Below are 24,007 nucleotides of genomic sequence, written 5' to 3' on the forward strand. Positions count from 1 at the left end.
GAGAAAGTACGCTCGGACCGACGAATTCGCAAGGGGCGTCAGCCGCGCACCAGGGCCACCACCTCGGCCGCCACGCCCGGACGGTGGTGCAGGTAGCCCTGGCTGATGTCGACCCCCAGGTCCGTGACCATGGCCTGCTGCTGGGCCGTCTCGACGCCCTCGGCCACCACGGTCAGCCCCAGCGAGTGGCCGAGCGCGACGACGGAGCTGGCCACCGCCCGGTCGGTGGGCTCCTGCAGCCCGGACACGAAGCACTGGTCGATCTTGATCTCGTCGAAGGTGAACCGGCGCCGGTAGTCCAGCGAGGCGTACCCGGTGCCGAAGTCGTCCACGGCCAGGCCCACCCCGAGCCGCCGCAGCGCCCGAAGCTCGTCCGCGACGTCGTCCACGCGCCGGGCCAGCTGGCGCTCGGTGACCTCGAGCCCCAGCAGCGACGCGGGCACGCCGTGCGCGGCGAGCCGGTCGGCGACGACGTCGACCAGGTGCCCCCGGCCGAGCTGGTCGCAGGACACGTTGACCCACACCACCGGGGTGTCGGCGCCGAGCTCCCGCTGCCAGGCCTCGGCCTGGGCGCAGGCGGCGTCCACCACCCAGTCGCCCACCAGCTCCAGCAGGTGCGGTCCCTCGGCGGCGACGAGGAAGTCGCGGGGCAGCAGCAGCCCGCGCGTCGGGTGCTGCCAGCGCAGCAGGGCCTCGGCGCCCACCACGGCGCCGCCGTCGACGGCGACCATGGCCTGGTGGTGCAGCGTGAGCTCCTCGCGCGCCACGGCGAGCCGCAGCTCGGTGACCAGCGGGCCGTGACGCAGCGAGTCCACCCGGCGCCGGGCCAGCTCGGCCACCCGCCGGGCTGAGCCCGACGCGACGACCGAGGCGGCCTCGGTCGCCACGCTGGCGTGGGTGGCCCCCAGCGCCCTGCCGTGGGCCCCGACGGCGGCCGCCTCGACGAGCGACGCCGCCGTTCCCGCGGCCAGGGCGGCGGCCTCGGCGGCCAGCCGGACGGCCTCCTCGACCCGGGCGGCGGCCTCCGCGGTCAGCGCGGCCTGGCTGCGGACGTCGGCCGACACCAGGGCCGCGACCTCCGCGGCGAGCCGGCGCGCCTCGTCGGGGCTGACGGTGCCGTCCGCCCGGGCGAGCACGGACTCCCGTGCGACGACGGCGGCGGCCGCGACGTCCTCCGCGCGGGTGCGCGCGCGCTCGTCCACGGCGGTCGCGGCCAGGGAGGCCGTCTCGGCGGCGGCCGAGGCCGTGGCCGCGACCACGTCCGAGGCGGCCCGGCGGGCCTGGGCCAGCACCGCCGACGCGGCCTCGCTGGCGGTCTCGGCCGCCACGACCGTCTCGGCCGCGGACCGGGCGACCGCCTGCGCGTCCTGCGACGCCATCGTCGCCGCGGCCCCGGCGACGATGGCGTCGCTGTGCGCCTGGTTGCCGTCGTGGTCCGTCGTGTCCGTCACCCGCACACCCCGCCCCGTCCGGCGGGCCCGCTCGGCGGGGCTCGTCGTCGCGACGCTAGCGGGTGACCGGCGCCCGTGTCCGCAGAACTTCGCGCCCGCGGCGCCCGGTCGGCGCCGGCCAGCGGCTGCACCAGTGGATGTTCGCCACCCGGTTCTGGGCCGAGCAGACCGGCCCGGACGGCGGCGGCGGGTCGACCGGTGTGGACGACGCGTTCGCCCGCCGGCACGCCGTCGAGGCCGTCCCCTCCCCCCAGCGGGGTCACCCACCTGACCCTGACGCGGCGGACGGGCGCCTGACGGTCGGGCACTCCGACGGGCCTGCCCGGTCGCTCGGAGACCGACGGGATCGCGCCGTTCCGCTCACGCGGGACCAGCCGGCGTGCCAGCATCCCGGACGTGACCGACCCCTTCTCAGCGGCCCGAGCCGGCCGGCGCCTGCCCGACGTGGTGACCGTGCCGGCCGTGCTGGGGCGGTCCATGTCCGGGGCGCTGGCGGCGGTGGTGCTGCTGCTGGCCGCCTCGCTCACGCTCGCCCTCGTCACCGGCTCCGGTGAGGCCTGGTTCGCGGTGGCCGTAGCGGCAGCATTGGCGGTCGCTGTCGGCGCCCTGCTGCTGGGCCGCGGACCACTGGTCCTGTCCCGCGAGGGTGTGAGCGCCCGGACCCTCGGGCGGCGGCGCACCTACGCATGGCAGGACGTCATCGGTGTCCGACCGACGGTCGTGGGTGCGACGCAGATGGTTGCCGTCGACCTGCACGGCGGCACGACGCCCCGGCAGACCCTGCTGGAGACGTACGGCCGGACGCCCACGGAGCTGTGCGAGCTGCTGGCTGCCTACCGGGCGCAGGCGCTGGCCGACGACGCCGGCCCCTGATCGAGACCCAGGCGGGCATGGGGCTGCCCGTCTTCGCGGGCCCTTCGACCGATGGGGGGATCGGTGGGGGTGAAGGACTCTCCGGCAAGCCAGGCGAGGACGGGCAGCGGGGCCGAGTGGGGGAACTCGACCCGGTGATCACAGTACGCCCGCACCGGCCCCGCCGACCAGTCGCCTCCGGGCCGACACCGGTTCGGCGCTGACGTCGCGAACAGCCACGCACACGCTGTCACCAAGGGCCGCGGGGCGAGCCGGACAAACCTGGGTCGACCGGGCCTCTCCTCCCCCGGTGGCGCGCTCGGATGACGTGGACCAGCATCCGACCGAGGGGGCTCAGACCGGTGCGGCCCCGCCCGCCTGCGCCGAGGAGACCATCGAGTGTCCGTCACCGCCGTCGTCCTGCTCGTGGTGGGGACCGTCGTGATCGTCGGAGCCGGCCTCCTGGTCAACCGCACGATCTACCGGGAGTGGTCACGTCCGGGGCGCGCCCCGGACGGGTCCTGGGAGAAGGGTCGCCGCGTCCGGGACATGACAGCGGGCGGAAAGGCGCTGCTGCTCGTGTCCCTGGTCGCGTTCGTCGTAGCGCTGGCCCTGAGAGTCGTGGACCGCTGGCCGGTTGCGCTCTGGGCCTGTGTCGCGGTCGCCATCGTGGCCGCCTTCCTGAGCCACGGCTCGGAGAAGCGGCGACTGAAGCGCGAGGGGATCGAGCCGCGGCCCGACCACCAGACCGGCGCCTCGCAATGACGTGACCCTGCCCGCCCGAGAAGCGTCGCAGCCCGGTCCACCGCCCGGGGTACCTGGCGGCGACGCGGCGCAGGGACGACGCGACCCAACAACGTCCGGCCCAGCTGATTGCGCCGGTGCCGGCGTGCCCCTCTGCGGCCACGCCGTCTGTGGCAGCAGGTGACTGCTCGACTCTGCCGACGTAACCGGCCGAGCTGACGCACCCGGCGCTGCCGCGTGGTCTCGGCCGACGGTGCCAGCGCCCGTGTCAGCATGGCCGCTTCCGACGAACCGGGGAGACGTGGCTGGCAACGAGGCACCGACGGGAAGCGTCACATTCACGTGGCGTGGCGAGCCGAGCGAGGGCGCACGGATGCGGTGGCTGAGGCCTGGGCGCCCGAGGCCGCTCGCGGCGGCACTGGTGGTCCTGTCCGCCGTTGCCACCTTCATCGCGACCGGCAACTGGCTGGAGCGTCGTCTCGACATGCTGCCGACGGGCGAGATCGCCCTCCTGGAGTTCTCGCCGCTGCTGAGTGGCGCGGTCCTCACGCTCGCACTCTCGGCTCTCGTCCTCGGTGGCTCACCGATGTCGCGCGTCGTGGGCATCGCTGCGGCCGGTGCTGGTCTGCTGCCCCTGATGCTCCCGTTGGTGCTCTTCGGGGTCTCACTGGGTGACGTCGGTCCCGTTGCGGTCCCCTGGGCGTTCGCCATCGCGCTCCACTGCGCCACGGCCCTCGCCTTGCTGCTGCCGGCTCGCGGCCTGGGCCGCAGGCGATCCGTTGACGGAGCCGTGAGCGCACGCGGTGGAGCCAGCGGCTTGGCCGACGGGGACACGGCCAAGCGTTGACTGCGGCGCTCGAGCGTCTGTCTCCGCCGGCTCGAGCGTCGTCGGCACCGACGACGATCGACCGGCCACCTGCGGCTGGCACGCTACCGACGTGCACATGACCTACCAGGCGGGGACGTGGCGCGACCCTCGGCAGGTGTCGTTCGGGCTCAGGCAGCGCACTGTCGTCGACCGCCAGGGGGTGACCGTCGAGCGCAGCCTCCGGCAGTGGGTCGTCGTCCCTGCGGTCCACATCGCCGCGGTCACCACGCACCCGTACTTCCGGGGCCACGGGGCGCAAAGGGCTGCGCTCCTGTGCCCCGGCCATAAGCCGATCCTGCTGTGGGCGACGATGGAGCACGACGCGTCTTGGGAGTCCCGGCAGATCGCCAAGGTGCTGAAACGACCGTGGGTGCCTTGGCGCGACCGCCGGCCGTACCTGCACGAGGACTACGAGATCCGGGCTCACTAGGTGGTTCGGGGCCCCCGCCATCTGTCGGTGGCGCGGTGACCGAACAAGCATCCCGGAACCCAGCCGGGGTGCGGAACTGTCTCGGTTGCCAGTTCCTAGCCCGACGTAGGACGTCTCGACGACAGCACGAGGATGGCCACCATCGCGATGACGGTCAGCACACCGCCGAGCATCGACGCCAGGCCGAACCGCAGAGCCTCCACTGGTTCACGTCCGCAAGGGGAGCCTGGCTGGCACGGCGCTGAAGGCGCGGCACCTACCATGAGAGCCAACAGGCCAACGCCGAACATGACGGAGGCGACCAAGGCGAACGCGACCGCAACCACGAACGCAAGTCTCGCCCGACGCGGGCTCGGTTGGCTTTCCGCTTCTGGCATCGCCGGAGGGTATCGCCCCCGCAGGAGCGCCCCCGGGCCCCGACCCTCGACGAGCGGCAGCAATTGCGGGGGTCTGCGGTTCCACGAACTCCGGTATGCCTCCGCGAAGCGCCTTAGCTTCGACAGGGTGCCGGAGCGCGTCGTCCAGCGCGTCGTGGTCACTCGTCCGCGGGCCCCAGATCCAGCACGTCCGGGTACGCCAGCAGCGACCCGATGACGCGGTGAAGACAATCCCCGGACCAGGCCACCTGACCGTGACCCGTGCACGACCTTCGGCCAGGTGGTGTTCGTGCTGGTGGGCGGTACTGGGTTCGAACCAGCGACCCCTTCGGTGTGAACGTCGCCGGGGCACTCCGGCGACGCGCCACACCGCTCTCACCTGCACTTTCATGATGTCGTGTGTTGTCTAGCGCAGGGGTGCCTGCTGACTTTCTGCTGACTTTCTGGGACGGCCCTCCGTTCGGCGGAGGTCTCATCCTCCGCTCGGCCCGTGGTGACCCATCTGACTGCCTGCGTCCGGCCGGCTGACTTACGTTCCGGATCTGCCCTATCCGTCCGGGTAGGCGAGCCCACGACACCCGGGAGGCGTCATGCGCTACAACCCACCCCCGAACTGGCCCCCGCCCCCGGAGGGATGGACGCCTCCTCCTGGATGGGAGCCGGACCCGGCCTGGGGTCCCGCCCCAGACGGCTGGGAGCTCTACACGACGGAGCCCGGCGACCCGCTGGTCGAGACCACCGGTCGGACCCCGCGCCCTTGGTTCAAGAAGAAGCGGTTCGCCATCCCAATCGGCCTCGTCGGGCTGTTCATCGTGCTGGGGCTCGTGGCCCCCGACCCCGCTCCCGACGAGGAGGCGGCCTCCGTCGCTGCGAGTGCGCCGGCCTCACCGTCGGCTGAACCGTCGCCGAGCGCGGAGCCGACGGAACCGACTGCCGAGGAGCTGGCAGCTCAGGAGGAAGCGGATCGAGTGGCCGCGGAAGAAGCGGCGGCCGAGGAGGCGGCGGCAGCAGCGGAGGCCGCCGAGGCTCAGGCAGCGGAAGAGGCGGCTGCTGCTGAAGCGGCTGAGGCAGAAGCGGCAGCAGCTGAAGCCGCAGCCGCGGAAGCCGCTGCCGCCGAGGCCGAGGCCGTGGCGGCTGCCGGCACCGTCTCCCAACAGAACGCACTCGGGTCGGCGGAGAGCTACCTGGACTTCACAGCGTTCTCCCTGACTGGGCTCATCGAACAGCTCGAGTACGAGGGCTTTTCGAACGAGGACGCCACCTGGGCCGTCGAGCGAGTGACGGTCGACTGGAATGAGCAGGCGGCCAAGTCGGCCCAGTCCTACCTGGAGTTCACTTCGTTCTCCCGCTCCGGCCTGATCGAACAGCTGGAGTACGAGGGCTTCACCCCCGAGCAGGCCGAGTACGGCGTGAGCCAGACGGGGCTGTGACGCTCGCGCAACGTTGATGGGGGTCGGGGTCTCGCCCGCTACCCGTCGGCTGGGTGGTGATCCCGTCGCGTCGGCCGGGGGTCGTTTAGCTGCCCCGGGGTCGGCCTGGCAGGGATGACGTAGTCACCGCGTAGCGGCCGTAGGTCCTTGCCAGGCCGGCCCCGGGGTGGCTGACCTCCGGACGGTCGGCGCGACGGGATCACCACCCTGGTGCCCCTCAACGCATCCCGGAGCCGAGGCCGGGGTCCGGGGCGGAGCCCCGCTAGGGTTCCGAGCGTCGTACATCATGGAACTGCCCAGCAGGGACTATGAGGCATGACCTAGCATGCCAACACGCGTGTGAGGGAGAGTGACGTGGCGATTCCGGTTGCGGGCGTGTCCGTGCCTAAGCGAGCTGTCGGGACACTGGAGTACTTGGCTCGGCTGAGTGCTGAGAAGGTGTCTCGTCTTGTTGCTGCGCTCGAAGATATCCCTAACCCCCCATCTGATGATGCCGTCGCCAACAGCATCGATGAGGCTCTGGATGCAGCGGGGGAATCCATAGACGGAGAAGATGTCCTTCGTGAGGCTTTCTCACTGACGGCCCTTATCGGCTCCCATGGCTACCCTGTTGGTGAGATGGCTGCGGCATTGTCGCAGTCGAGTGATCTGGATATCGATGTTGCCGAGCGGGGCTCACTGACTGCAGTCCTCACGCAGGTCTTGGCATCCCCTGCTATTCGCAGTCTGGGCAAGGCGCATGACCTGGCGCAAGAGCATGAACGGCTTGTCCACACCTCTAGAGTAGTCACAGATATTCGGCCGATATTTGAAGAGGCAACCTCCGCCCCACTCGGCGCGATTGTGACACACAAGCTTCGACTAGGTTATTGGAAGAATGGTCGCATTGAGGAAATAGAAGTGACACTTCCGGACAGTCAACTCGAACGTCTTCGAGTTGCGCTCGATCGGGCAAAAGAGAAGGGACGTTCTGTCCAGGCCCTTCTGAGCGATTGGGAAGTTCCCATCTTCACCACCGATGATGAGGACGCCTCATGACCTATGGAAAGAACCTTGCGGCTTCAACGTCCGGGTACGAGATCGACCCCTACAGCCCTACCGGCAAGGCAGAACTTTGGCACGACTGGATGACAGACGTTGATTTTGAGTCACCCGAGCGAACTCATATGGCGGCGCACAGAGTCCACCACCTCGTTATTTTGCCCGCGCGAGGCAGGCAGCCCCGATTTGCGCCACTCCTGATGACGTTGCAAGTCGGTTCGGCAAGTTGCGAGATCTTTGGGAGGAGGAGACTGCTTTCCTTTCCGATGCCTCTCGCCTCTTTATGCACCCTGCCTACCAGCAGATTATCGGGCTTGGGCCCGCAGTTGTCCCTTACCTGATTGACGAACTCCGGCACTCTTCTAAACCGTGGTTCTGGGCACTTGCTTCTATCATCGGGGAGGATCAAGGAGAGGGAGCCGACACGCCGGGCGAGGCAGCGACTAGGTGGGTTGAATGGTTTGACGGGGAAGGCGGAATTTCGGGGTATGGCGTTTGACATCGAGCGCGCGTTCCCTGGCCTGCGTGGTTCGTCCTGGAAAATAACTAGTCCCCCAGATGAGCAGTACAACTGTATAGCCTGGGCGGCAGGGGACGACGAGCGGTGGTGGTGGCCCATCTCTTGGCTAGGGGGAAAGCCGCTGGGCGGGTCTTTTTGGCCTGATGGTGTCGGCGCGGAGACCGTCGAAAGCTTTAAACACGCGTTCGAAACGCTGGGCTATGAGGTGTGCCCTGACGATGTTCTCGAACGCGGTTTCGAGAAGGTGGCGATCTACATGAACGCTGCGGGCTCGCCCACCCACGCAGCACGTCAGCTACCGGACGGGTCTTGGACTAGTAAGTTGGGTCAAAGCCACGACATCGGACACCCCGACGCCGCCTCCATCACGGGCAATGCCTACGGTCAAGTGGCCATCTACATGCGCAGGCGTGTGTAAGCGGCAAGAGCCAGCCCGCGCCGCTGGGCCCGGAACGGCGCTTGCGCCGCACGCCCGGCCCAGCGGCGCGGCCGGCGAAGCCGGCCGGGCCTTGATCCTCTAGAGGTGAATGCAGCAACGCCAGCACCAGGCGACATCGCGAGGCGACCCCCCGCTGTCCCGGGCTGCTGACCCGGATGGTTCGCTCGGACGTCAGCCGCGAGAGGCATGCCACCGCGCCAGCCGTGGGTGGTTCTGTAGCCGAGCGACTTGGGGAACGACCGCATCTGGCGACGATCGGATGCTGTACGCCGTGGCATGTGGTCCGCATCGCGCTGCCGGGCGGATCGGAGCCAAGCACCGATCCGCCAGACACGTCGACGTCCTACAGATGGGTAGTGCCGGATTCTGACCGTCGGGTGACATAGACGACTGCACCACGCACCACTCGCTGGCCGTCGCTGCACCCCGGATGGGAAGAGCGAGCAGGCGCCGCAATCCCGCAGTCGCGCATTTCTCCGGCGCTCGACGCCCAGGATGTGGGAGAGTCACGGCACCATGGCCAATTCATCCGACACCCCTCCGAAGTCGTCGCCAGCGCAGCCCAACGACTACGCCATCACTCTGGAACACTGCAACAGCATCGCTGAAGCGCCACTTACCCTCAGGCGCGGGTCACTCAATATCAAGTACGGACCCAATGGACTCGGGAAGAGCACCATCGCCCGCGCGCTCGTTCTCAATACTCAGGGCGCGGATGCCCTTCAAGAGCTACTTCCTTTTAAGTACCGTCAGGGCGGTAGCGACAAGAAGCCAACAGTGGTTGGCGCGGACGAGATAGAACACGTTCTCGTTTTCGACGAGCACTACGTATCCCAGTTCGTCTTCCAGCCCAACGAAGTAGTCAAGAACAGTTTCGACATCTTCATCAAGACGCCCGAATATCAGGCGGGGATCGAGGAGCTTGAGGCCATCTTCGACGATGTGAAGAAGGTTTTTCTGGAGAATGCGGCACTTGATGCCGCAATTGCCAGCTTCACCGAACTACGAAACGCCTTCACGCTAACGAAGTCCGGTGGGATCTCGAAGACCAGCAAGGGCTTTAAGGCGCTTGGCATGGGCGGGAAGCTTGCCACGATCCCGAAACCTCTCCTGGGTTTTGAGAAGTTCCTCCATAGCGACAATCCAGCGGGATGGCTGTCCTGGCAATCAAAGGGCAAGAGTTTCCTTGAGCTGTCAGATAACTGCCCCTTCTGTTCGGTCTCCCAGGTGAACAAGACGACCGCCGTCTCTGTGTCTGTGGAGTATGAATCTGCCGCGGTGAAGAATCTAAGTGCATTGCGCCTCGTGCTAGATAATCTGGCGGGCTTCTTCGTGCCTGAGCGCCTTCAGCAATTGCGGAAAATCACGTCGAGTCTGGAGGAGCTGTCCCCGGAGCAAGACCACTTCTTGGCAAGCTTGCGGGGTCAGGTCGAGACCCTTTTGAACAAGTTCACTGCACTCAAGGGACTTTCGTTCGTGTCGCTCCGCGACGAACCCGACGTTGACAAGGCACTTAGAAGCCTAAAGATCGATCTCGAACTTCTTGACGCGCTCAATTCTGAGGGCACCCAGGACATCGTCAGGGGGATGAACGAACAGCTAGAGCATGTCGCCGAGCGGATCAACGACATCAAAAGGCGCGTGGGTATACAGAAGTCGCAAGTAGCTTCGTCAATCGAACGAAACCAGGACGAGATTAACGAATACCTTCGGTCGGCTGGCTATAAATATGCCGTACGGATCGAGTCCAGCGGCGACTCCTATCGGATGATACTTGAGCATGAAGATTCGCCAGGGCACCTGGAGGCGGCCGGCAGCCATCTGAGCTTCGGAGAGCGCAACGCCTTCGCGCTTGTCCTGTTCATGCATCAGGTCCGCCGTGACGCCCCTGACCTCGTTGTCCTCGATGATCCCGTGTCGAGCTTCGACAAGACAAAGAAGTTTGCCATCCTCCATAAACTCTTCCACGGCAGACAAAGCCTTCGAGGCTTCACCACGCTTCTCCTGACTCACGACATTGAGCCTGCCATTGACATTGTCCGCACGGCCACCTCGGGGCAGTTCCAAGCGGCCACCCCCGCCGTTCATTTTCTCCGAAGCCGAGCGGGGCAAGTCGAGGAGAAGCCGATCAAGTCATCCGACATCATGACGTTCTCACAGGTCTGCGACGAAAACATTGACTCATCCGCAGACTCCGTAATCAAATGTATCTATCTCCGGCGCCGCTACGAGGTCCATGGCCAACAGGGGGCGGAGTACGACGTCCTCTCAAGCCTTCTCCACGTTCGGGACGAGCCCAGTTCGAAGGGTGAGAGTGGGAACTTCGTTCCCCTCGACGAGCATGACCGCGAACAAGCAATCTCCGAGATTCGGCGAGTCATCCCCGGTTTTGATTACAGCGCGATCCTCGCGCAACTGAAAGACCGCGAGGTTCTGAAAGCCAAGTTCGACCAAACCAAAGTGGGCTACGAGAAAGTCCAGCTCTTTCGCATCGCGTCCGCGCTTGATCCTGACGCGGCTGGAGGGGATCCCGCGTTCAAGAAGTTCGTCAACGAGTCGTATCACATCGAGAATGAGTACGTCATGCAACTCAACCCGCGCGAGTTCGATGCAGTCCCAGAGCATGTCGTCCAAGCGTGCGCGGATCTTCTCGCGTAACGCGAGCCTTCCCTCATTATCGGCTCTTTCGAGACCGACGCGTGAGTCAGGTTGGACGGCGGGTGGCGTTGCGACGTCGCGCCAAAGCGACCCCTGCGAGCACGAGGGCGCTCCCGAGGAGGAGTGTCGGAGTCAGCGGCTCCCGAAGGACCACGGCGCCAAGGATGAAGGCCACGACAGGCAGTAGGTAGGTCACAGTCGAGGCGGCCACGGGGCCGTCGTCCGCGATGATCCGATACAGCAGGAGGTAGGCGAGTCCGGTGCCGCCGATTCCCAAGACGAGGACGGCAACGGCCACTTGTGGCGATAGCGCGACGGGCGTGAGGCCGGCGAACGGCACGGTGATCGACGTGAGAAGGGTGGCTGCGGTCAGTTGTGTGGCGGCCATGCCAGAGTTTGGAAGGCCTGTGGGGGTGAGCCGCGAGGCGATGAAGACGTACCCAGCCCCGTATGACGCGGCGGCCAACAATGCCATCAGAGCGCCGAAGAGGGGGACGCCGCTGCCTCCCGGTGAGAGAATGATCGTGGTTCCGGCCAAACCGATCAGGAGTCCTGCTACCTGGACAGGGGACGTGCGCTTCTGGACGCGGGCTCCCAGAGCGATCAGCAGCGACCAGAAGGGTGTGGTGGCGTTGAGGGCGCCAGCGAGGTTCGAGGGGATGGTCTGCTGCGCCACGGAGAACAGGGTGAACGGGATGGCGTTGGCTAGTAGGGCGGCGATGAAGAGCGGGACGTAGACGTCGCGTCGCGCAAGGACCGTGCCGAGCTCTTGGCGCGCCACGATCAGGAGCAGCGCGGCGCCAAGGGTGAGTCTCGCGACGGTGATCTGTACGGGGCCTAGACCGTCGAGGGCCAGGTCGATCCAGAGGAAGCTGCTGCCCCAAAGGAGGGCTAAGGCGGCAATGCGGAGCGTTCCGGCGAGCGTGGGGTTCATTCGACGGGAGTGTCGTAGTGCAGCCCGGTCAGGTCGGCGCGCATGACGAACCTGGTGATTTCGTACGGGGTGCCGTTCTGGTCGACGCTCGTGTGCCAGACGTCGAGTACGGGAGAGCCCTTGGGCAGGGCGAGTCGGCTGGCCTCATCCGGGGTGGGCATTCGTGCGGTTACGTCCTCGACGATGCGAGTCATGGTGTGGCCGGCCTCTTCGAGGCGACCGTGGATGCCGTACGGGTGGTCGATCACGGGCTCGCGCAGGTCGGTGCCATCGGTCAGTGCCGCCGGCAGAAAGGTGCTCACGCGGTAGACCGGGTCCTCGTCGGCGTAGAAGACGTTCTCGCGGCGGGTGACCTCAACGTCCTCACCGGCTGGTGCCCCGAGTCGGCTTGCGACGTCCCACGACGCGCGTTCCTGGGTGATGGACAGCACCTCGAACTTGCCGGTCTTGCCCTGGCGCTGGCATTCGAGCAGGAACGGAGACAGCCCGAGGTCACGGTGCCGCGGTGAGTACCTGTCGCTGCCGAGGCGGATGAGCGGGTGACGCTGACGAACGAACACCCCCTGGCCATGGTGGGCGATCACCAGGCCCTCGTCGGTGAGGATCCGGACGGCCTCGCGGGCGGTGTTGCGAGCGGCGTCGAACCACGCGGCCAGCTGTCGCTCGGAGGGCAGTTGCCCGCCTTCCGGGAGGTCTCCGCTCTCGATCCGCTCGCGCAGGGCGTCGGCGATGACACGACTGGCGGGGCGCCGGTCGTCGGATCGGTCGTTGGTCGGGGACACCAGCGGATCGTACAACTGGTCCAAGCCAGTTGCTGTCGCGATCTTGCGCCACTGGCTCAAGCCAGTGCATAGTTGGTGGCAACTGGCTCAAGCCAGTCATATCGAGAGGGGAAGGTCATGCCGGCTTACGTGGTGGACAGCAGCAAGCAGCCGATGGTGGCGACGGGGGTGGTGGACGCCCGCTTCGACTGGGTCGAGACGGCCGGCGGTGGCCGCGCGCAGTCGGACGTGCAGACGCGGGATGACGCGACGGGGATGCCGGTGTGGGGGGTGGAGGTGATGTACCAGCAGGTCCAGTACGGCCGGACCAGTTCGGTCATTGCGTCGGTGACGCTCCCGGCCTATGACCGGCCCGACGTGACGGCGCTGGGTCCGATCGGGTTCGAGAACTTGCGGGTGGAGGTCCGGGTCAACAAGAACACCGGGGGCCTGGTCGAGTACTGGTCCGCCGACAGCGTCGCCGCGCCGGTGCCGGGTTCGGCCCGCCGGCCGTCGTCGAGTAGCAGCTCGTCGGGCTCGGCGTCCGCTGAGGCGGCGTGACATGGCCGCCGGCCTCACCTCCACCGGCACCGGTGGCGGAGTAGGTGGTGTTGCGCCCGGTCGGGTCGACGTCGTGGTCTGGGCTCGCGCGCTCGGGGTGCGGAATGCGGATGAGGTGTGGGAGCACGTCATCAAGACCAGCGCTGACATCGGCCGGGTCATGGACGACCTGTCGGCGGTGGTGCAGCGGATGGCGGAGTACCCGGACGACGAGCTGCGGACGGATCTGCTGCGGGCGTTTGGGCTGATCGACAACGTCGGTCACGAGGTGCTGCGGGTCGCACGCTCGACCCACGCCGACTGATGACCACCACCGCCGCCACCGCGACCCCCACGGCCCCTACGGACGCCCGGCGGGGTGTCGGTCTCGGCCGCGTGGCTCGCGGGTCCTGGCGGCTGACGGTGCGGGTGTGGCGCCGGGGCTGGTGGGTGTTCTGGCTCCTGCTCGCCGACGCCCTCCGCCGCCCCTTCCGCACCATGTTCGGCACCGGTCTGCTCGCTTTCGGGATCTACGTCTTGGTGCTGTCGGCCCGGTGGCAGGACCAGGCCGCGATGGCCGCCCTCGCCCTCCTAGCAGGGCTCCTGCTGGTCCTGTGGCGGTGGCGGGCGCGCCGGTCGTATGAGTGGGTGATCGGGCGCCGGTGGGGCTCGTGGTGGCGCCGCAGGTACGTCTACGGCCCGTCGTGGAAGACGCTGGCGTTGCGGCACAACCTGTACGTCACCGACCGCCGCCAGGACCCCGGCCTCGCCCGCGCTCTCGTCCTCGCCTGGGCGGACACCCCTCGGGCGCTCAGGCGGGAGGGGCAGTCGGTGGAAGTCGCCCACCTCAAGCGCGTCCGCTTCACCGGCCCCACCGACCACCTGCTGATCGCGCTACCGGCGGGCATCACCCCGGACACAGTGGCCGCGGCGTGTGACTCCCTCGCTCACGCCTGGCGGGTACTTGCCGTCCGAGTCCGTCCGGCCGGTCCGGGGTGGGTGTGGCTGGACATCACCCGCGCCGACACCCTCGCCCGCCCCCTCGTCCTCGGCGGCGTTCCGCAGCTGACCGACCCCGCCTCGGTCCTCGCGGGGCTCGGTGCCCTGTCGGTGGGGGTGCTCGAGGACGGCACCTCGTGGCGTCTTCGGCTGCGCGGGGCGCACGTTCTCATCGCCGGCACCACCGGCTCGGGCAAGTCGTCGCTGCTGTGGGCCATCGTCGCCGGGTTGTCGACCGCGATTCACGCGGGGCTGGTGCGGGTGACGTGGCTGGACCCGAAGGGCGGGATGGAAGCCACCCCCGCCCGCCCGCTGGCGCACGTCGTTGACCGGATCGACGACATGGCCGACACCCTCGAAGCCCTGGTCGTCGAGCTCGACCAGCGGGCCGCCTCGTTGGCGGGGTCCTCGCGGCAGCACACGCCCTCGGTCAGCAGCCCGCACCGGGTGGTGGTCGTCGACGAGCTGGCCACCCTCACTGCCCTGGCGGACTCCAAGACCACGCGCCGGGTCGAGGCCGCACTCGGTGCGCTCCTGTCCCGGGGTCGGGCGGTGGGCTTCACGGTCATCACCACCACCGTCGACCCGTCCAAGGAGGTCGTCCGCTGGCGGGGTCTGCACGCTGTCCGTGTCGCGTTCCGACTCGATGAGCCGATCCAGGTCGACATGGTCCTCGGCGATGGGGCCCTGCACCGCGGCGCCGCCTGCGACCGCATCCCCCTCGCCACCCCGGGCGTGTGCTTCGTTCGGCTCGACGGCGTTCCTGACCCGCTGCGTGCCCGGGCGGTTTACCTGCCCGACGAGACGATCGAGCAGCTGGGCCGCGCCTACCCGGCCCCGGTGGACGTAGGGCTGCCCGTCTTCGCGGGCCCTTCGACCGATGGGGGGATCGGTGGGGGTGAAGGGCACTCCGGCAAGCCAGGCGAGGACGGGCAGCCGGGCCGAGTGGGGGGACTCGACCCGGACGCTGACGCTACGCCTCGGCGGACCAGGGCCACCAGCCGTCCGGGCGTGGACACCGGTTCGGCGGTGGCCTCGTGAACACCCACGCACGGACCGTCACGCCCGAGACGCTGGGCGAGCTGGACCACTCCTGGATGGCCCGCGCGCTGTGCGCCCGGCGGACGGATCTGCCGTGGACGGAGGACGCGCACCGGGTGGAGGACGAGATCCGGGAGGTCATGGCCCGGATCTGCGCCCGCTGCCCCGTCCGCGGCTATTGCCGCCGCTACGCCACCAAGTCCCACGCCTCCGCCGGGTTCTGGGCCGGCGGCTTCCGCGGCGGCGCCTACACCGGCGACCTCCTCGACCTGCTGGCCGAGCTGCCCGAGGACGAGGTCCAGGCGCACTACGAGCCCAACGCCCACAACGCCCGGGGCGTACACCGCAAGGCACTGGCCTCATGAGCGCCACCACGGTCGAGCGGGCGGGCGCGGTCTGGACGAGCGGGGAGCAGCGCGTCGTCGACGACCCCACCTTGCGGGTGGACGGGCGGATGGTCCGGACGTGGGCCGAGCATGCCGGGGTCTGCGTTCGGCCCCTCCTGCGGCTGGTGGTGGACCACGAGACCGGGGACACGGCCAAGGTCCCGATCCCTTGCAAGTCCACCCGCGAGAACGTCTGCCCACCCTGCGCCACGAAGGCACGGAAGGTGCGCCAGCAGCAGTGCCGCGAGGGCTGGCACCGCGAGGACGAACCCGAGGAGGACGCCGACCCGGTTGACGAGCCAGGCGAGGTCGAGGAACCGGACGACGTCGAACTGCCCGCCGCGGACTCGGACCGTCGGGTGCGGTCGACCCGTCGCCGTGACGACGTGTCAGACCTGCCGCGGGTGCCGCAGGAGAACCGCACCATCGGCCGCACCTTCACCGGCAACCACGGCCAGGTCTACCGACCCTCCATGTTCGTCACCCTCACGCTGCCGTCGTACGGGCGCATCACCCCAGGCACCGGCACCCCGGTCGACTCGAACTCCTACGACTACCGGCGGGCGGCGCTCGACGCGATCCACCTGCCCCGGCTGTTCGCGCGGTGGGTGCAGAACCTGCGCCGCTGCGCCGGTTACAAGGCCCAGTACTTCGCGGCCGTCGAGCCCCAGAAGCGGCTGGCGCCGCACGTGCACGTCGCTATCCGGGGGGCCGTCCCCCGGCAGGTGCTCCGCGAGGTGACGAAGGCGACGTACGTGCAGGTGTGGTGGCCCGCCTTCGACCAGGTCGTCTACGACGAGCAGACCACCGGCCTCCCGGCCTGGTGTGACGGCGCCTACCGCGACCCTCAGACCGGCATGCCACTGCCGACGTGGGAGGAGGCGATGGACGACCTCGACGCCCAGGTCGACGCCGACCCCGCCCAGCCGGCCGCGCACACGATGCGGTTCGGGCAGCAGACCGACGTGAAGGGCATCCTCGGCACCAGCGAAGACGCCGACCGGACCATCCGCTACCTGACGAAGTACCTGACCAAGAGTCTCGCGGACACGTTCACACCGGAGGAGCCGGACGAGCCGGCCGCCGACCACGTCGGGCACCCTGACGACTGGGACGCCAAGAGCGCCCGTGAGCGGGCCCGTGCCGCTGCCCGGCGGGCCGCGTACGAGGCGCACGTCGACCGGTTGCACGAGGAGGTCCGCTGGCTCCCGTGCTCACAGGAGTGCTCGAACTGGCTGCGGTACGGGATCCAGCCGAAGGACTGCCTGCCCGGCCTCGAGCCCGGCGCGTGTGAGAAGCGGGCCCACGAGCGGGACAACCTCGGGTACGGCGGGCGCCGCGTCCAGGTCTCCAAGCAGTGGTCCGGCAAGACCCTCGCCGAGCACCGCGCCGACCGCGCCAACGTCGTCCGCGAAACCCTCCTCGCCGCCGGCATCGAAGCCCCCGAGGTCGACCGGATGGGCGTCGACCACGTCCTCGACGACGGGTCCCCCCGGTTCACCTGGAAAGACGTGCCCATGCCTGAGGCGGACTACGCCTCAGCGATCCTCGCCGCGGTCCAGGAACGGAACCGGTGGCGGGCTCAGTACGAGTCCGCGAAGCAGTTGATGGCGGCCACCGGACCCGGGTCGACCGGGCCACCCGGCGGGGCTGTGGATAACGGTCAGAGCAACGATCCGAGGAGGGCAGCATGACGACAGGGACGAGAACGCAGAGAGGTGAAGAGGTGGCCGCTTTGGTGGCGCGGGGCCGGTTGACCTACACGGTCGACGAGGCGGCCGAGCTGCTGGGCGTGTCCCGTGGGGCGGCGTACGCGGCCGTGCGGGCTGGTCATGTGCCGGCGGAGCGCATCGGGCGTCGGTGGGTGGTGCCGTGCGCGCGGTTCCACGCCTGGCTGGGTGAACCGGTCCGCTCCAGCACCGGGGCTCGCGTTCGCTGATGGGCCACGTCGTGTCGACACCGGCCGGGTCCTTCCGCGCGAACTGGCGGGACCCGACCGGGCGGCAGCGGGCGCAGACGTTTTCGACGAAGCGGGCCGCGCGGGAGCACCTGGCCCGGATGGAGTCGGCGATGGCGGCGGGCAGCTACGTCGACCCGCACGGCGGCCGGATCGCGCTGATCGAGTACGCCGAGCGGTGGGCGATGGGGCACCAGGGCGAGCGGACGACCCGGTCGAGGGACGCGAGCATCCTGCGGGTCCACGTCCTCCCCCGCTGGGGCGACTGGCCGCTGCGGCATATCGACCACCTGTCGGTCCAGCAGTGGGTGAGCGAGCTCGCGGAGACCCGCTCCCCTGCCACCGTCCGGGAGTGCGTCCGGATGCTCCGGCTCATCCTCGCCTCTGCGGTCCGGGACCGGCTCATCCCCCACGACCCGACGGAGGGCGTGAAGGTGCCGCGGCGCCAGCGGGCGGACCGGACCGAGATCCCCCTGACGCGCACGCAGCTGCGGACGGTGCTGCTGCCGGCCGTGACGCCCCGGTACCGGTTCCTGGTGGCGCTGGCAGCCGGCTGTGGCCTGCGCTGGGGTGAGGCAATGGGGCTGGCGATGGACATGGTCGACCCGGACGCCCGGCGGCTGCGGGTCAGCCGGGTGATCGAGGAGGTGGACGGGCAGCTGCGGCTCAAGCCGTACCCCAAGTCGGAGTCCGGCCGCCGGACCGTCCCGCTGCCGCCACTGGTGCTCGAGGTCCTGGCCGAGCACCAGGAGATGGTGAACCCGGCCCGGTGGAACGGGGTCGACCTGGTGTCCTCGACCACGGCCGGGACGCCGCTGAGCCGCAGCGTGTTCCGGCAGCGGGTGTGGCGCCCGGCCCTGGTCCGCGCTGGCCTGCTCGGCACCCTCGTCGAGCTGCCGTCAGGCGGTGTGCGGGCCGAGTGGTCCGACCGGACGGGCCAGGACGTCGGCGGGATCTTCCCGACCCGGCAGGCGGCCGAGGCCGAGCTGGTCCAGCGTGCGGCGGGTGGTCTGCGGTTCCACGACCTGCGGCACGCCTACGCGACCTGGCTGATCTCCGACGGGGTGCCGGTGAACGTGGTCCAGCGGGTCATGGGGCACTCGTCCGCGAGCACCACGCTGAACCTGTACGTCCACGCCAGCAGCGACCACGACGACGCGGTCCGGGCGATCCTCGGATGAGGCGTGCTGACTTTTTGCTGACTTTGGCCCCTGCGGGACCTTCGGTCAGATGGTGTTTGTGCTGGTGGGCGGTACTGGGTTCGAACCAGCGACCCCTTCGGTGTGAACGAAGTGCTCTACCACTGAGCTAACCGCCCGCGGCCGCAGAACGGCCGGGAAGCATCGTAGGACATCCGAGGGTCAGCTCACGCCCGGGAGCCGGGTCAGCACGTCCTCGGCCGTGTCGGGCAGCCAGCCGGGCAGTCCGGTCAGCGCCAGGGAGCCCCACAGCACGGCGAGCAGGATGGCCGTCACGGCGAACACGCCCGCCGTCGCGAGCACCAGACGGGTCCGGGGTCCGCGCCGCTCGTACCAGGCCCGGCCGGCCAGCAGCCGCACCCACAGCCCGTGACGCAGCCGGTGCGCCCACGAGAACTCCGTCGACAGGATCGCCAGGGCGAGGAACACCGTCGCCCAGCCCTGACCGGGTCCCGGGATCATGATCACTCCGGCGACCAGCAGCACGCCGCCGACCACCCCGACCCCGATCCGCCAGCCCAGCCGACCAGCCGGCGTCCGGCGGACCCGCGCCCGCACCGCCCGGGTCCGGGCCCGCGTTCGACGCCACCAGCGGCGGGCCCGCGACGACGTGACCCGGCCGTCGTCGACGGCGACCTGCGAACCGGGATCCACGGCTCCAGAGTAGGTGGGCCGTGACCGAGGGTGCTCATCGGCCGCAGCCGGGTGGTGCGCGTTGGGCCGATGGGGTGACGCGGTGACCCGGGGGATGTTTCGCGGCCCCCCCGACCGGGAATGTCGTCCTCGACGCCAACGGGTGGACCCCGCCGCCCAACGCTCTGAAGGAGACACCGTGGTCGAGAAGCACAAGGTGGACGTGGACGTCGAGGTGACGCTCCGACTCGTCGTCCCCGACGCCGGTCCCGTCCCGCTCCCGGTCTCCCTGCGCTACGTCGCGGCAGACCCCTACGCCATCCGCGCCCTGTTCCGCGGCGGCGACGGCGAGACATCGGTCGAGTGGGTGTTCGCCCGTGACCTGCTGGTCGACGGCCTCGAACGCGCCACCGGTCTGGGTGACGTGCACGTTTGGCCGTCCCGCGGCGCCGAGGGCGACATCGTCGTCATCGCACTGTCCTCCCCCGACGGTCGCGCCGTCCTGCACGCCGACGCCGACGACCTGCGGCTGTTCGTCGGGCGCACGCTCGCCGTCGTCCCGGCCGGTCACGAGGCCCTCCACCTGGACCTCGACGACGTCGTCACGCGCCTCACGGCCTGAGACGACACGGCCCGACCCGGTCGTTTTGGCGCGGGTCGCCGCCTGGGCTAGTCTGCTCCAGCACCGCACGGGGCGATCGGATCGGCCCGGACGGACAGCAATGCGGACGTGGCGCAGTGGTAGCGCATCACCTTGCCAAGGTGAGGGTCGCGGGTTCGAATCCCGTCGTCCGCTCGGAGCCGCTCCGCGCGGTTAGCACTCTCGCGGGTGCGGATCGTGGTGGAGTGGCCGAGAGGCGAGGCAACGGCCTGCAAAGCCGTGTACACGGGTTCGAATCCCGTCTCCACCTCTCAACAGCACGGGCGATTGGCGCAGCGGTAGCGCGCTTCCCTGACACGGAAGAGGTCACTGGTTCGATCCCAGTATCGCCCACACAGGTCAGAGGCTTGATCACGGGTGTGGAAGCACCACCTGAACGGGCCCGGGTGACTAACCGGGTGACTAACTCTCGAACAGTGAGTCCATGACCACCGCGCCGTCCAAGATCACCGGTTGAAGCTGGTGGCGGTAGACGGCCTGAGTGACGCGGCTCCCCCGGTGGCCGAGCAGTTCGGCAATCTGCTCGATGGGCATCCCGTTCGCGGACAGCAGCGACACGAAGCTGTGACGTAGTTCACGTGGCGTCCACGCCGTCGGATCCAGACCCGCCTTGGCCACCACCGCGCGGAACGCTCGACGGATGTTGGCCGCGTCGGGTGGCCCACCGCTCGAGGTGGCGAAGACCAACCCTGTCGGATGCCAAGCCGTCTCAGACGCTGTCGTCGCCTGTTCTTGCTGACGTTGGTGCTGGCGCAGGGCGGCCACACAGACGGCTGGCAGGGCCAGGGTGCGGCGGGACGACTGGGTTTTGGTGTCACCGCCCCGACGGACGGAGCGCCAAACCTGCATGGATGGTGGCCGCGGGTGGACAGCCGCTTCATCCCCCTCGAGATCGACGTGGACCCAGGTGAGCGCGCGCATTTCCTCCGTACGGGCCCCCGTCAGCAGTGACACGGTGATGTACGCGTGCATGGGAGTCTCGGCTGCCGCTGAGAGGAGGGCCTTCGCCTGCTCGAGCGTGAGGGAGCTGGAGGGACGTCCTCGCTGTCCGCGAGGCACCGAGCAGAGCTCGACCACGTTCCGCTTGACGCGGTCTCGAGCCATGGCCTGCTTCACAGCCCGGCTGAGGCCGTTGTGGAGGTTCTGCAGCGTGCTGGTGCTGAGGGTGTTCGCCTTCTCCGCGAGCCAGCGGTCTACCTCTCCGGCCGTGAGGTCCGCCAGCCTTCGCCGGCCCAGGCTCGGCAGGACGTGCGTAGCGGTCAGGTGCTCCCACTTGGCGATCGTGGCTGGCGCACGGCCGACCAGCCCGAACGCGAGCCACTCCCCCACAGCGTCCGAGACGGTGTAGGTGCCGCGAGCGATCGGCAACCCGTCGTCCTGGTCCTTCAGCGCTTCGCGGAGCTTTTCCCGGGCCTCTGTCTTTGTTCGGCCCAGGCGGCGTCGGACTCGACGCTTGCCGGTGGGGCCAAAGCCCACGGTGATCTCTGCCACCCACCGGTTGCGTTGGGTGTCGAAGTATAGCCCACCTTCGCCCCGCCCGCGCCGGCGCTCAGTCACTCCGCCTCACGTTCGAGCAGCCGAACGTAGTCGTCGATTGCGGCGTCCGGCACGAGGCGGGTGCGGCCGACCTTGACCGTTCGGAGACGACCCGATCGGATCTGCTCGTAGATGACGCTGCGGCTCACGTTGAGCAGCGACATCGCTTCCGGTACCCGCCACAGCACGGGACGTGGAGCCGCTCCTGCGGCGGTGCTCGCGACTCGTCTGGCCGGGTCGATGATCGTCTTCACGGCGCTCTCCTCCACGTTGCGCAGGCCCAGTAGGACCGTCGGTCGCCGGGCTCAGGGCAAAATGCTGCTGCACCCGAAGGCTGCGGGCGTCGCCCGCTACCTATACAAGGGCGGACAACGCCGCCCGGTGGTCAACGTCCTCGGACTCGCTTGTTGGCGCCGTGTGCACCTGCGTCGAAGCGTCTCCCTTGGCGTTGCTGAGCCGTACCGTGGCTGGCGTCGGCCGCGCTGCTCCCGCACCCCCCCGACGGTTGAGCGGCGGGGTCGGCTCTACTCACCACCCGCGCGCCAGCACCAGCACCAGCACATCAACGGCCTCTTCGACGCCCGCACTACGCCCTCGACTTTCCTCAGAGCGCCGCGGTCAACCCTTTCCCCCCCGACACCGCGGCCGGCGAGGTCGGGCCTGAGCGCACCACCGACGGATTGTGAGGCGGAGGTAGGGGGCTCCGCGTCTCCCGGTTCAGCGGTCAATCTCTCCGTGACCTGCGAGGACGCTTGACGGGTATTGACGCTCCCTGACGTCGTTCTCGGGCCTCGTGTGCCCCGGATGCGCCCGAAGGCGGCTGGAGACGCTCCCGACCACCCGGCCAGGCGGGGTTCGGGGTCTGAGCCAGGAACTTCCTCGAGCGGAACTGACCGGGCTGCCGCGGTCGGAGTGGACGATGCAGCCGGCCACTTGGTTGACACCGCCGCGGCGGGCGACGGCGCTGCTCAGGGCGTCGACGGCGAGGCGGGACTTCATCCGGTCGGCGATGGAGTAGCCGACGATCCGCCCGGAGTAGACGTCCTTGATGGCGCAGAGGTAGAGCTTGCCTTCGCCGGTCCAGTGTTCGGTGATGTCGGTCAGCCAGAGCGTGTTCGGAGCCGCCGCGACGAAGTTCCGTTGGACGAGGTCGTCGTGGGCAGGCGGGCCGGGCTTCTTGCCGTTGGTGCCGCGCTTCTTGCCGAACGCCGACCACCAGCCGTTGTCGCGACAGACCCGCCAGACCGTCCGGTCGCAGCGGGCCTGGCCCGCGTCGCGGGCCTCGTAGGCCAGATACCGGTAGCCGTACTCGGGGTCGTCGCGGTGGGCCTCGAACAAGGCGTTGGCGAGATACGCCTCGGCCAGCTCTGAGCGGGTGATGGGCGCGGCGAGCCACCGGTAGTAGGGCTGTCTGGCGATGTTCAGGACCCGGCACGTGAGGGCGACGGGGATCCCGTCGGCGGCGAGCTCTCTCACGAGCGGGTAGAGCCTTTTCCCGGCAGGTTCGCCTGGCTCAGGTAGGCCGCGGCGCGGCGGAGGACCTCGTTCTCTTGCTCGAGCAACCGGTTCCGGCGGCGCAGCTCACGCAGCTCCGCAGACTCGGTGGCGGTCAGGCCGGGACGGTTGCCGTCCTCGACGTCGGCGGCACGGAGCCAGTTGCGCAGGCAGGAGTCGGAGATCCCGAAGTCCTTGGCGATCTGCTGCAACGGAGCCTCGCCCTTGCGGGCGACCGCCACGACATCGTCGCGGAACTCTCGGGGGTGGGGCTTGGGCACGGTGAACATCCTTCCAGCGGCGCCCAACAGCGCCACAGGTCAGGTGTCACCTATCCGTGCAGCAGACCCGTCGTCAGAGTCGACCGGCGCGGTGTGTCCTTGCCCGCTCACCCGGGATGCGGAGCTCGCGTTCGGCTTCGACAGCACCGCTGGCGCGTCCCCGCCGACCCCAACGAAGGGGGTGGGCTCCCGATGGGACCGCACTCACCGGCTGACAAGCAGAAGCATCACACCGTCCTTCGACGCCACAACCTGGCACTGACCGGCCTAGGGAGCGACATGCCCCCAAGCTCATTCAAGGCTGACGGTCTCGTCCGCAGGAACGGTGGCGTCGACATCGGCAGGACACGGCGCGTCCTCAACCTCGGTCGCGCCCGAACCGGGCGCGACCGAGTAGCGGAGGCACAGCCGAGCGACGAATCCCTCATACGTGAGTCCCCCGCCAGCGAAACGGTGCTCGCTCAGGGCTCCATCGACCAGAACACCGTCGTCGCCCACCGCGACTTCAAGCATGGTGCCGGCCACAACAGTCCGTACCGCCTCCGCCTGCGCCGGTCCGGAGGTGCCTCGCGCCGCCGCCTCAACGGCCCCCTGCACCGCCCTGGCCTGGGCGCGGACTGCCGTCACCGCCTCGTCCCGTGCGACCTCCCGCGAGCTCGCGCACCCGGAGGCTGACAGCGCAGCCACCACCAGGAGGCCGGCGGCGACCGACCGCGCGACGGGCGAGCCGCTAGGCCAGAGAGGTCGACCGAGCCGCGAGCGCGTGCTCACGCCC

24 protein-coding genes and 4 tRNA genes are annotated in these 24,007 nt (G+C 69.1%); 18 read left to right on the forward strand and 10 right to left on the reverse strand.

Annotation, left to right across the window (positions count from 1 at the left end; translation table 11 throughout):
* Positions 1–38 precede the first annotated feature (38 nt).
* A complete protein-coding gene (locus tag SJY06_RS14875) occupies positions 39–1,451 on the reverse strand; it encodes an EAL domain-containing protein (protein ID WP_380168319.1) in 1,413 nt (470 codons plus the stop codon).
* Positions 1,452–1,847: 396 nt separating this feature from the next.
* Between SJY06_RS14875 and SJY06_RS14880 the strand changes: the two genes are divergently transcribed.
* From SJY06_RS14880 to SJY06_RS14910, 7 genes are all read left to right on the forward strand, one after another.
* Positions 1,848–2,324, forward strand: coding sequence for a hypothetical protein (locus SJY06_RS14880; RefSeq protein WP_380168320.1), 477 nt, complete (start codon positions 1,848–1,850; stop codon positions 2,322–2,324).
* Between the two features lie 378 nt (positions 2,325–2,702).
* The gene (locus tag SJY06_RS14885; RefSeq protein WP_380168321.1) at positions 2,703–3,068 is read left to right on the forward strand and encodes a hypothetical protein; all 366 of its coding nucleotides are present in this window, start codon (positions 2,703–2,705) and stop codon (positions 3,066–3,068) included.
* Positions 3,069–3,468: 400 nt separating this feature from the next.
* Positions 3,469–3,894 carry a hypothetical protein gene (locus SJY06_RS14890; RefSeq protein ID WP_380168322.1) on the forward strand — a complete coding sequence of 142 codons (426 nt, stop codon included), beginning with the start codon at positions 3,469–3,471 and terminating at the stop codon, positions 3,892–3,894.
* A gap of 97 nt (positions 3,895–3,991) precedes the next feature.
* Positions 3,992–4,345, forward strand: a complete 354-nt coding sequence (locus tag SJY06_RS14895) for a hypothetical protein (protein ID WP_380168323.1) — start codon at positions 3,992–3,994, stop codon at positions 4,343–4,345.
* A gap of 967 nt (positions 4,346–5,312) precedes the next feature.
* Positions 5,313–6,152 (forward strand): Ltp family lipoprotein, encoded by an 840-nt coding sequence (locus SJY06_RS14900; protein WP_380168324.1) that lies wholly within the window; start codon positions 5,313–5,315, stop codon positions 6,150–6,152.
* Positions 6,153–6,506: 354 nt separating this feature from the next.
* The gene (locus SJY06_RS14905) at positions 6,507–7,190 is read left to right on the forward strand and encodes a hypothetical protein (RefSeq protein ID WP_380168325.1); all 684 of its coding nucleotides are present in this window, start codon (positions 6,507–6,509) and stop codon (positions 7,188–7,190) included.
* Between the two features lie 1,478 nt (positions 7,191–8,668).
* Positions 8,669–10,810 carry an AAA family ATPase gene (locus SJY06_RS14910; RefSeq protein ID WP_380168326.1) on the forward strand — a complete coding sequence of 714 codons (2,142 nt, stop codon included), beginning with the start codon at positions 8,669–8,671 and terminating at the stop codon, positions 10,808–10,810.
* Between the two features lie 46 nt (positions 10,811–10,856).
* Here SJY06_RS14910 and SJY06_RS14915 read toward each other — a convergent pair whose 3' ends face one another.
* Positions 10,857–11,744 carry a DMT family transporter gene (locus tag SJY06_RS14915; RefSeq protein ID WP_380168327.1) on the reverse strand — a complete coding sequence of 296 codons (888 nt, stop codon included), beginning with the start codon at positions 11,742–11,744 and terminating at the stop codon, positions 10,857–10,859.
* Positions 11,741–12,526, reverse strand: a complete 786-nt coding sequence (locus tag SJY06_RS14920; protein ID WP_380168328.1) for a GntR family transcriptional regulator — start codon at positions 12,524–12,526, stop codon at positions 11,741–11,743. The genes SJY06_RS14915 and SJY06_RS14920 overlap by 4 nt, the downstream gene beginning before the upstream one ends.
* A gap of 129 nt (positions 12,527–12,655) precedes the next feature.
* Here SJY06_RS14920 and SJY06_RS14925 point away from each other — a divergent pair, with 129 nt between their 5' ends.
* The 7 genes from SJY06_RS14925 to SJY06_RS14955 are packed head-to-tail and all read left to right on the forward strand — an operon-like array spanning position 12,656 to position 18,609.
* Entirely contained in the window at positions 12,656–13,066 is a 411-nt protein-coding gene (locus SJY06_RS14925; RefSeq protein WP_380168329.1) for a hypothetical protein, read from the forward strand.
* A gap of 1 nt (position 13,067) precedes the next feature.
* Complete coding sequence (locus SJY06_RS14930) at positions 13,068–13,370, forward strand: hypothetical protein (protein ID WP_380168330.1); 303 nt, start codon at positions 13,068–13,070, stop codon at positions 13,368–13,370.
* A complete protein-coding gene (locus SJY06_RS14935) occupies positions 13,370–15,085 on the forward strand; it encodes an FtsK/SpoIIIE domain-containing protein (protein WP_380168331.1) in 1,716 nt (571 codons plus the stop codon). Before SJY06_RS14930 ends, SJY06_RS14935 begins: the two co-directional genes overlap by 1 nt.
* Positions 15,082–15,450: a WhiB family transcriptional regulator gene (locus tag SJY06_RS14940; RefSeq protein ID WP_380168332.1), complete on the forward strand. Its 369-nt coding sequence runs from the start codon at positions 15,082–15,084 to the stop codon at positions 15,448–15,450. The genes SJY06_RS14935 and SJY06_RS14940 overlap by 4 nt, the downstream gene beginning before the upstream one ends.
* Positions 15,447–17,165, forward strand: a complete 1,719-nt coding sequence (locus tag SJY06_RS14945; RefSeq protein WP_380168333.1) for a replication initiator — start codon at positions 15,447–15,449, stop codon at positions 17,163–17,165. The genes SJY06_RS14940 and SJY06_RS14945 overlap by 4 nt, the downstream gene beginning before the upstream one ends.
* Positions 17,166–17,197: 32 nt before the next feature.
* Entirely contained in the window at positions 17,198–17,410 is a 213-nt protein-coding gene (locus tag SJY06_RS14950; RefSeq protein WP_380168334.1) for a helix-turn-helix domain-containing protein, read from the forward strand.
* Complete coding sequence (locus tag SJY06_RS14955; protein ID WP_380168335.1) at positions 17,410–18,609, forward strand: tyrosine-type recombinase/integrase; 1,200 nt, start codon at positions 17,410–17,412, stop codon at positions 18,607–18,609. The genes SJY06_RS14950 and SJY06_RS14955 overlap by 1 nt, the downstream gene beginning before the upstream one ends.
* A 62-nt stretch (positions 18,610–18,671) precedes the next feature.
* On the opposite strand, the gene SJY06_RS14960 is transcribed toward SJY06_RS14955, so the two are convergent.
* Positions 18,672–18,746, reverse strand: a tRNA-Val gene (locus tag SJY06_RS14960).
* Between the two features lie 43 nt (positions 18,747–18,789).
* Positions 18,790–19,281 (reverse strand): TIGR02611 family protein, encoded by a 492-nt coding sequence (locus SJY06_RS14965; protein ID WP_380168336.1) that lies wholly within the window; start codon positions 19,279–19,281, stop codon positions 18,790–18,792.
* 178 nt (positions 19,282–19,459) lie between these two features.
* Here SJY06_RS14965 and SJY06_RS14970 point away from each other — a divergent pair, with 178 nt between their 5' ends.
* The 4 genes from SJY06_RS14970 to SJY06_RS14985 all read left to right on the forward strand — a co-directional run bounded on the left by SJY06_RS14970 (position 19,460) and on the right by SJY06_RS14985 (position 20,254).
* Positions 19,460–19,882 (forward strand): SsgA family sporulation/cell division regulator, encoded by a 423-nt coding sequence (locus SJY06_RS14970; RefSeq protein ID WP_380168337.1) that lies wholly within the window; start codon positions 19,460–19,462, stop codon positions 19,880–19,882.
* 102 nt (positions 19,883–19,984) lie between these two features.
* A tRNA-Gly gene (locus SJY06_RS14975) sits at positions 19,985–20,056 on the forward strand.
* A 44-nt stretch (positions 20,057–20,100) separates the two neighbouring features.
* Positions 20,101–20,171 (forward strand) — tRNA-Cys (locus SJY06_RS14980).
* An 11-nt stretch (positions 20,172–20,182) separates the two neighbouring features.
* Positions 20,183–20,254: transfer RNA gene (locus SJY06_RS14985), tRNA-Val, on the forward strand.
* Positions 20,255–20,323: 69 nt separating this feature from the next.
* On the opposite strand, the gene xerC is transcribed toward SJY06_RS14985, so the two are convergent.
* The 5 genes from xerC to SJY06_RS15010 all read right to left on the reverse strand — a co-directional run bounded on the left by xerC (position 20,324) and on the right by SJY06_RS15010 (position 24,003).
* Positions 20,324–21,412 carry a tyrosine recombinase XerC gene (gene xerC / locus SJY06_RS14990; protein ID WP_380168338.1) on the reverse strand — a complete coding sequence of 363 codons (1,089 nt, stop codon included), beginning with the start codon at positions 21,410–21,412 and terminating at the stop codon, positions 20,324–20,326.
* A gap of 62 nt (positions 21,413–21,474) precedes the next feature.
* Positions 21,475–21,711 carry an excisionase family DNA-binding protein gene (locus SJY06_RS14995; protein WP_380168339.1) on the reverse strand — a complete coding sequence of 79 codons (237 nt, stop codon included), beginning with the start codon at positions 21,709–21,711 and terminating at the stop codon, positions 21,475–21,477.
* Positions 21,712–22,174: 463 nt separating this feature from the next.
* Positions 22,175–22,933: a DDE-type integrase/transposase/recombinase gene (locus tag SJY06_RS15000; protein ID WP_380168340.1), complete on the reverse strand. Its 759-nt coding sequence runs from the start codon at positions 22,931–22,933 to the stop codon at positions 22,175–22,177.
* Complete coding sequence (locus tag SJY06_RS15005) at positions 22,930–23,232, reverse strand: transposase (protein ID WP_380168341.1); 303 nt, start codon at positions 23,230–23,232, stop codon at positions 22,930–22,932. Before SJY06_RS15005 ends, SJY06_RS15000 begins: the two co-directional genes overlap by 4 nt.
* A 291-nt stretch (positions 23,233–23,523) precedes the next feature.
* Positions 23,524–24,003, reverse strand: coding sequence for a hypothetical protein (locus SJY06_RS15010; protein ID WP_380168342.1), 480 nt, complete (start codon positions 24,001–24,003; stop codon positions 23,524–23,526).
* Positions 24,004–24,007 lie beyond the last annotated feature (4 nt).

The organism is Jannaschia sp. R86511 (assembly GCF_042466345.1).
In the GTDB taxonomy this organism is placed as follows: domain Bacteria; phylum Actinomycetota; class Actinomycetes; order Actinomycetales; family JBBAYJ01; genus Aquipuribacter.

Excerpts from the sequence above, each read along its gene's own strand:
- SJY06_RS14895 (WP_380168323.1), top strand. The coding sequence starts at position 3,992 with ATGACCTACCAGGCGGGGACGTGGCGCGACCCTCGGCAGGTGTCGTTC.
- SJY06_RS14930 (WP_380168330.1), top strand. The coding sequence starts at position 13,068 with ATGGCCGCCGGCCTCACCTCCACCGGCACCGGTGGCGGAGTAGGTGGT.
- SJY06_RS14935 (WP_380168331.1), top strand. The coding sequence starts at position 13,370 with ATGACCACCACCGCCGCCACCGCGACCCCCACGGCCCCTACGGACGCC.
- SJY06_RS14945 (WP_380168333.1), top strand. The coding sequence starts at position 15,447 with ATGAGCGCCACCACGGTCGAGCGGGCGGGCGCGGTCTGGACGAGCGGG.
- SJY06_RS14900 (WP_380168324.1), top strand. The coding sequence starts at position 5,313 with ATGCGCTACAACCCACCCCCGAACTGGCCCCCGCCCCCGGAGGGATGG.
- SJY06_RS14915 (WP_380168327.1), bottom strand. The coding sequence starts at position 11,744 with ATGAACCCCACGCTCGCCGGAACGCTCCGCATTGCCGCCTTAGCCCTC.
- SJY06_RS14910 (WP_380168326.1), top strand. The coding sequence starts at position 8,669 with ATGGCCAATTCATCCGACACCCCTCCGAAGTCGTCGCCAGCGCAGCCC.
- SJY06_RS14955 (WP_380168335.1), top strand. The coding sequence starts at position 17,410 with ATGGGCCACGTCGTGTCGACACCGGCCGGGTCCTTCCGCGCGAACTGG.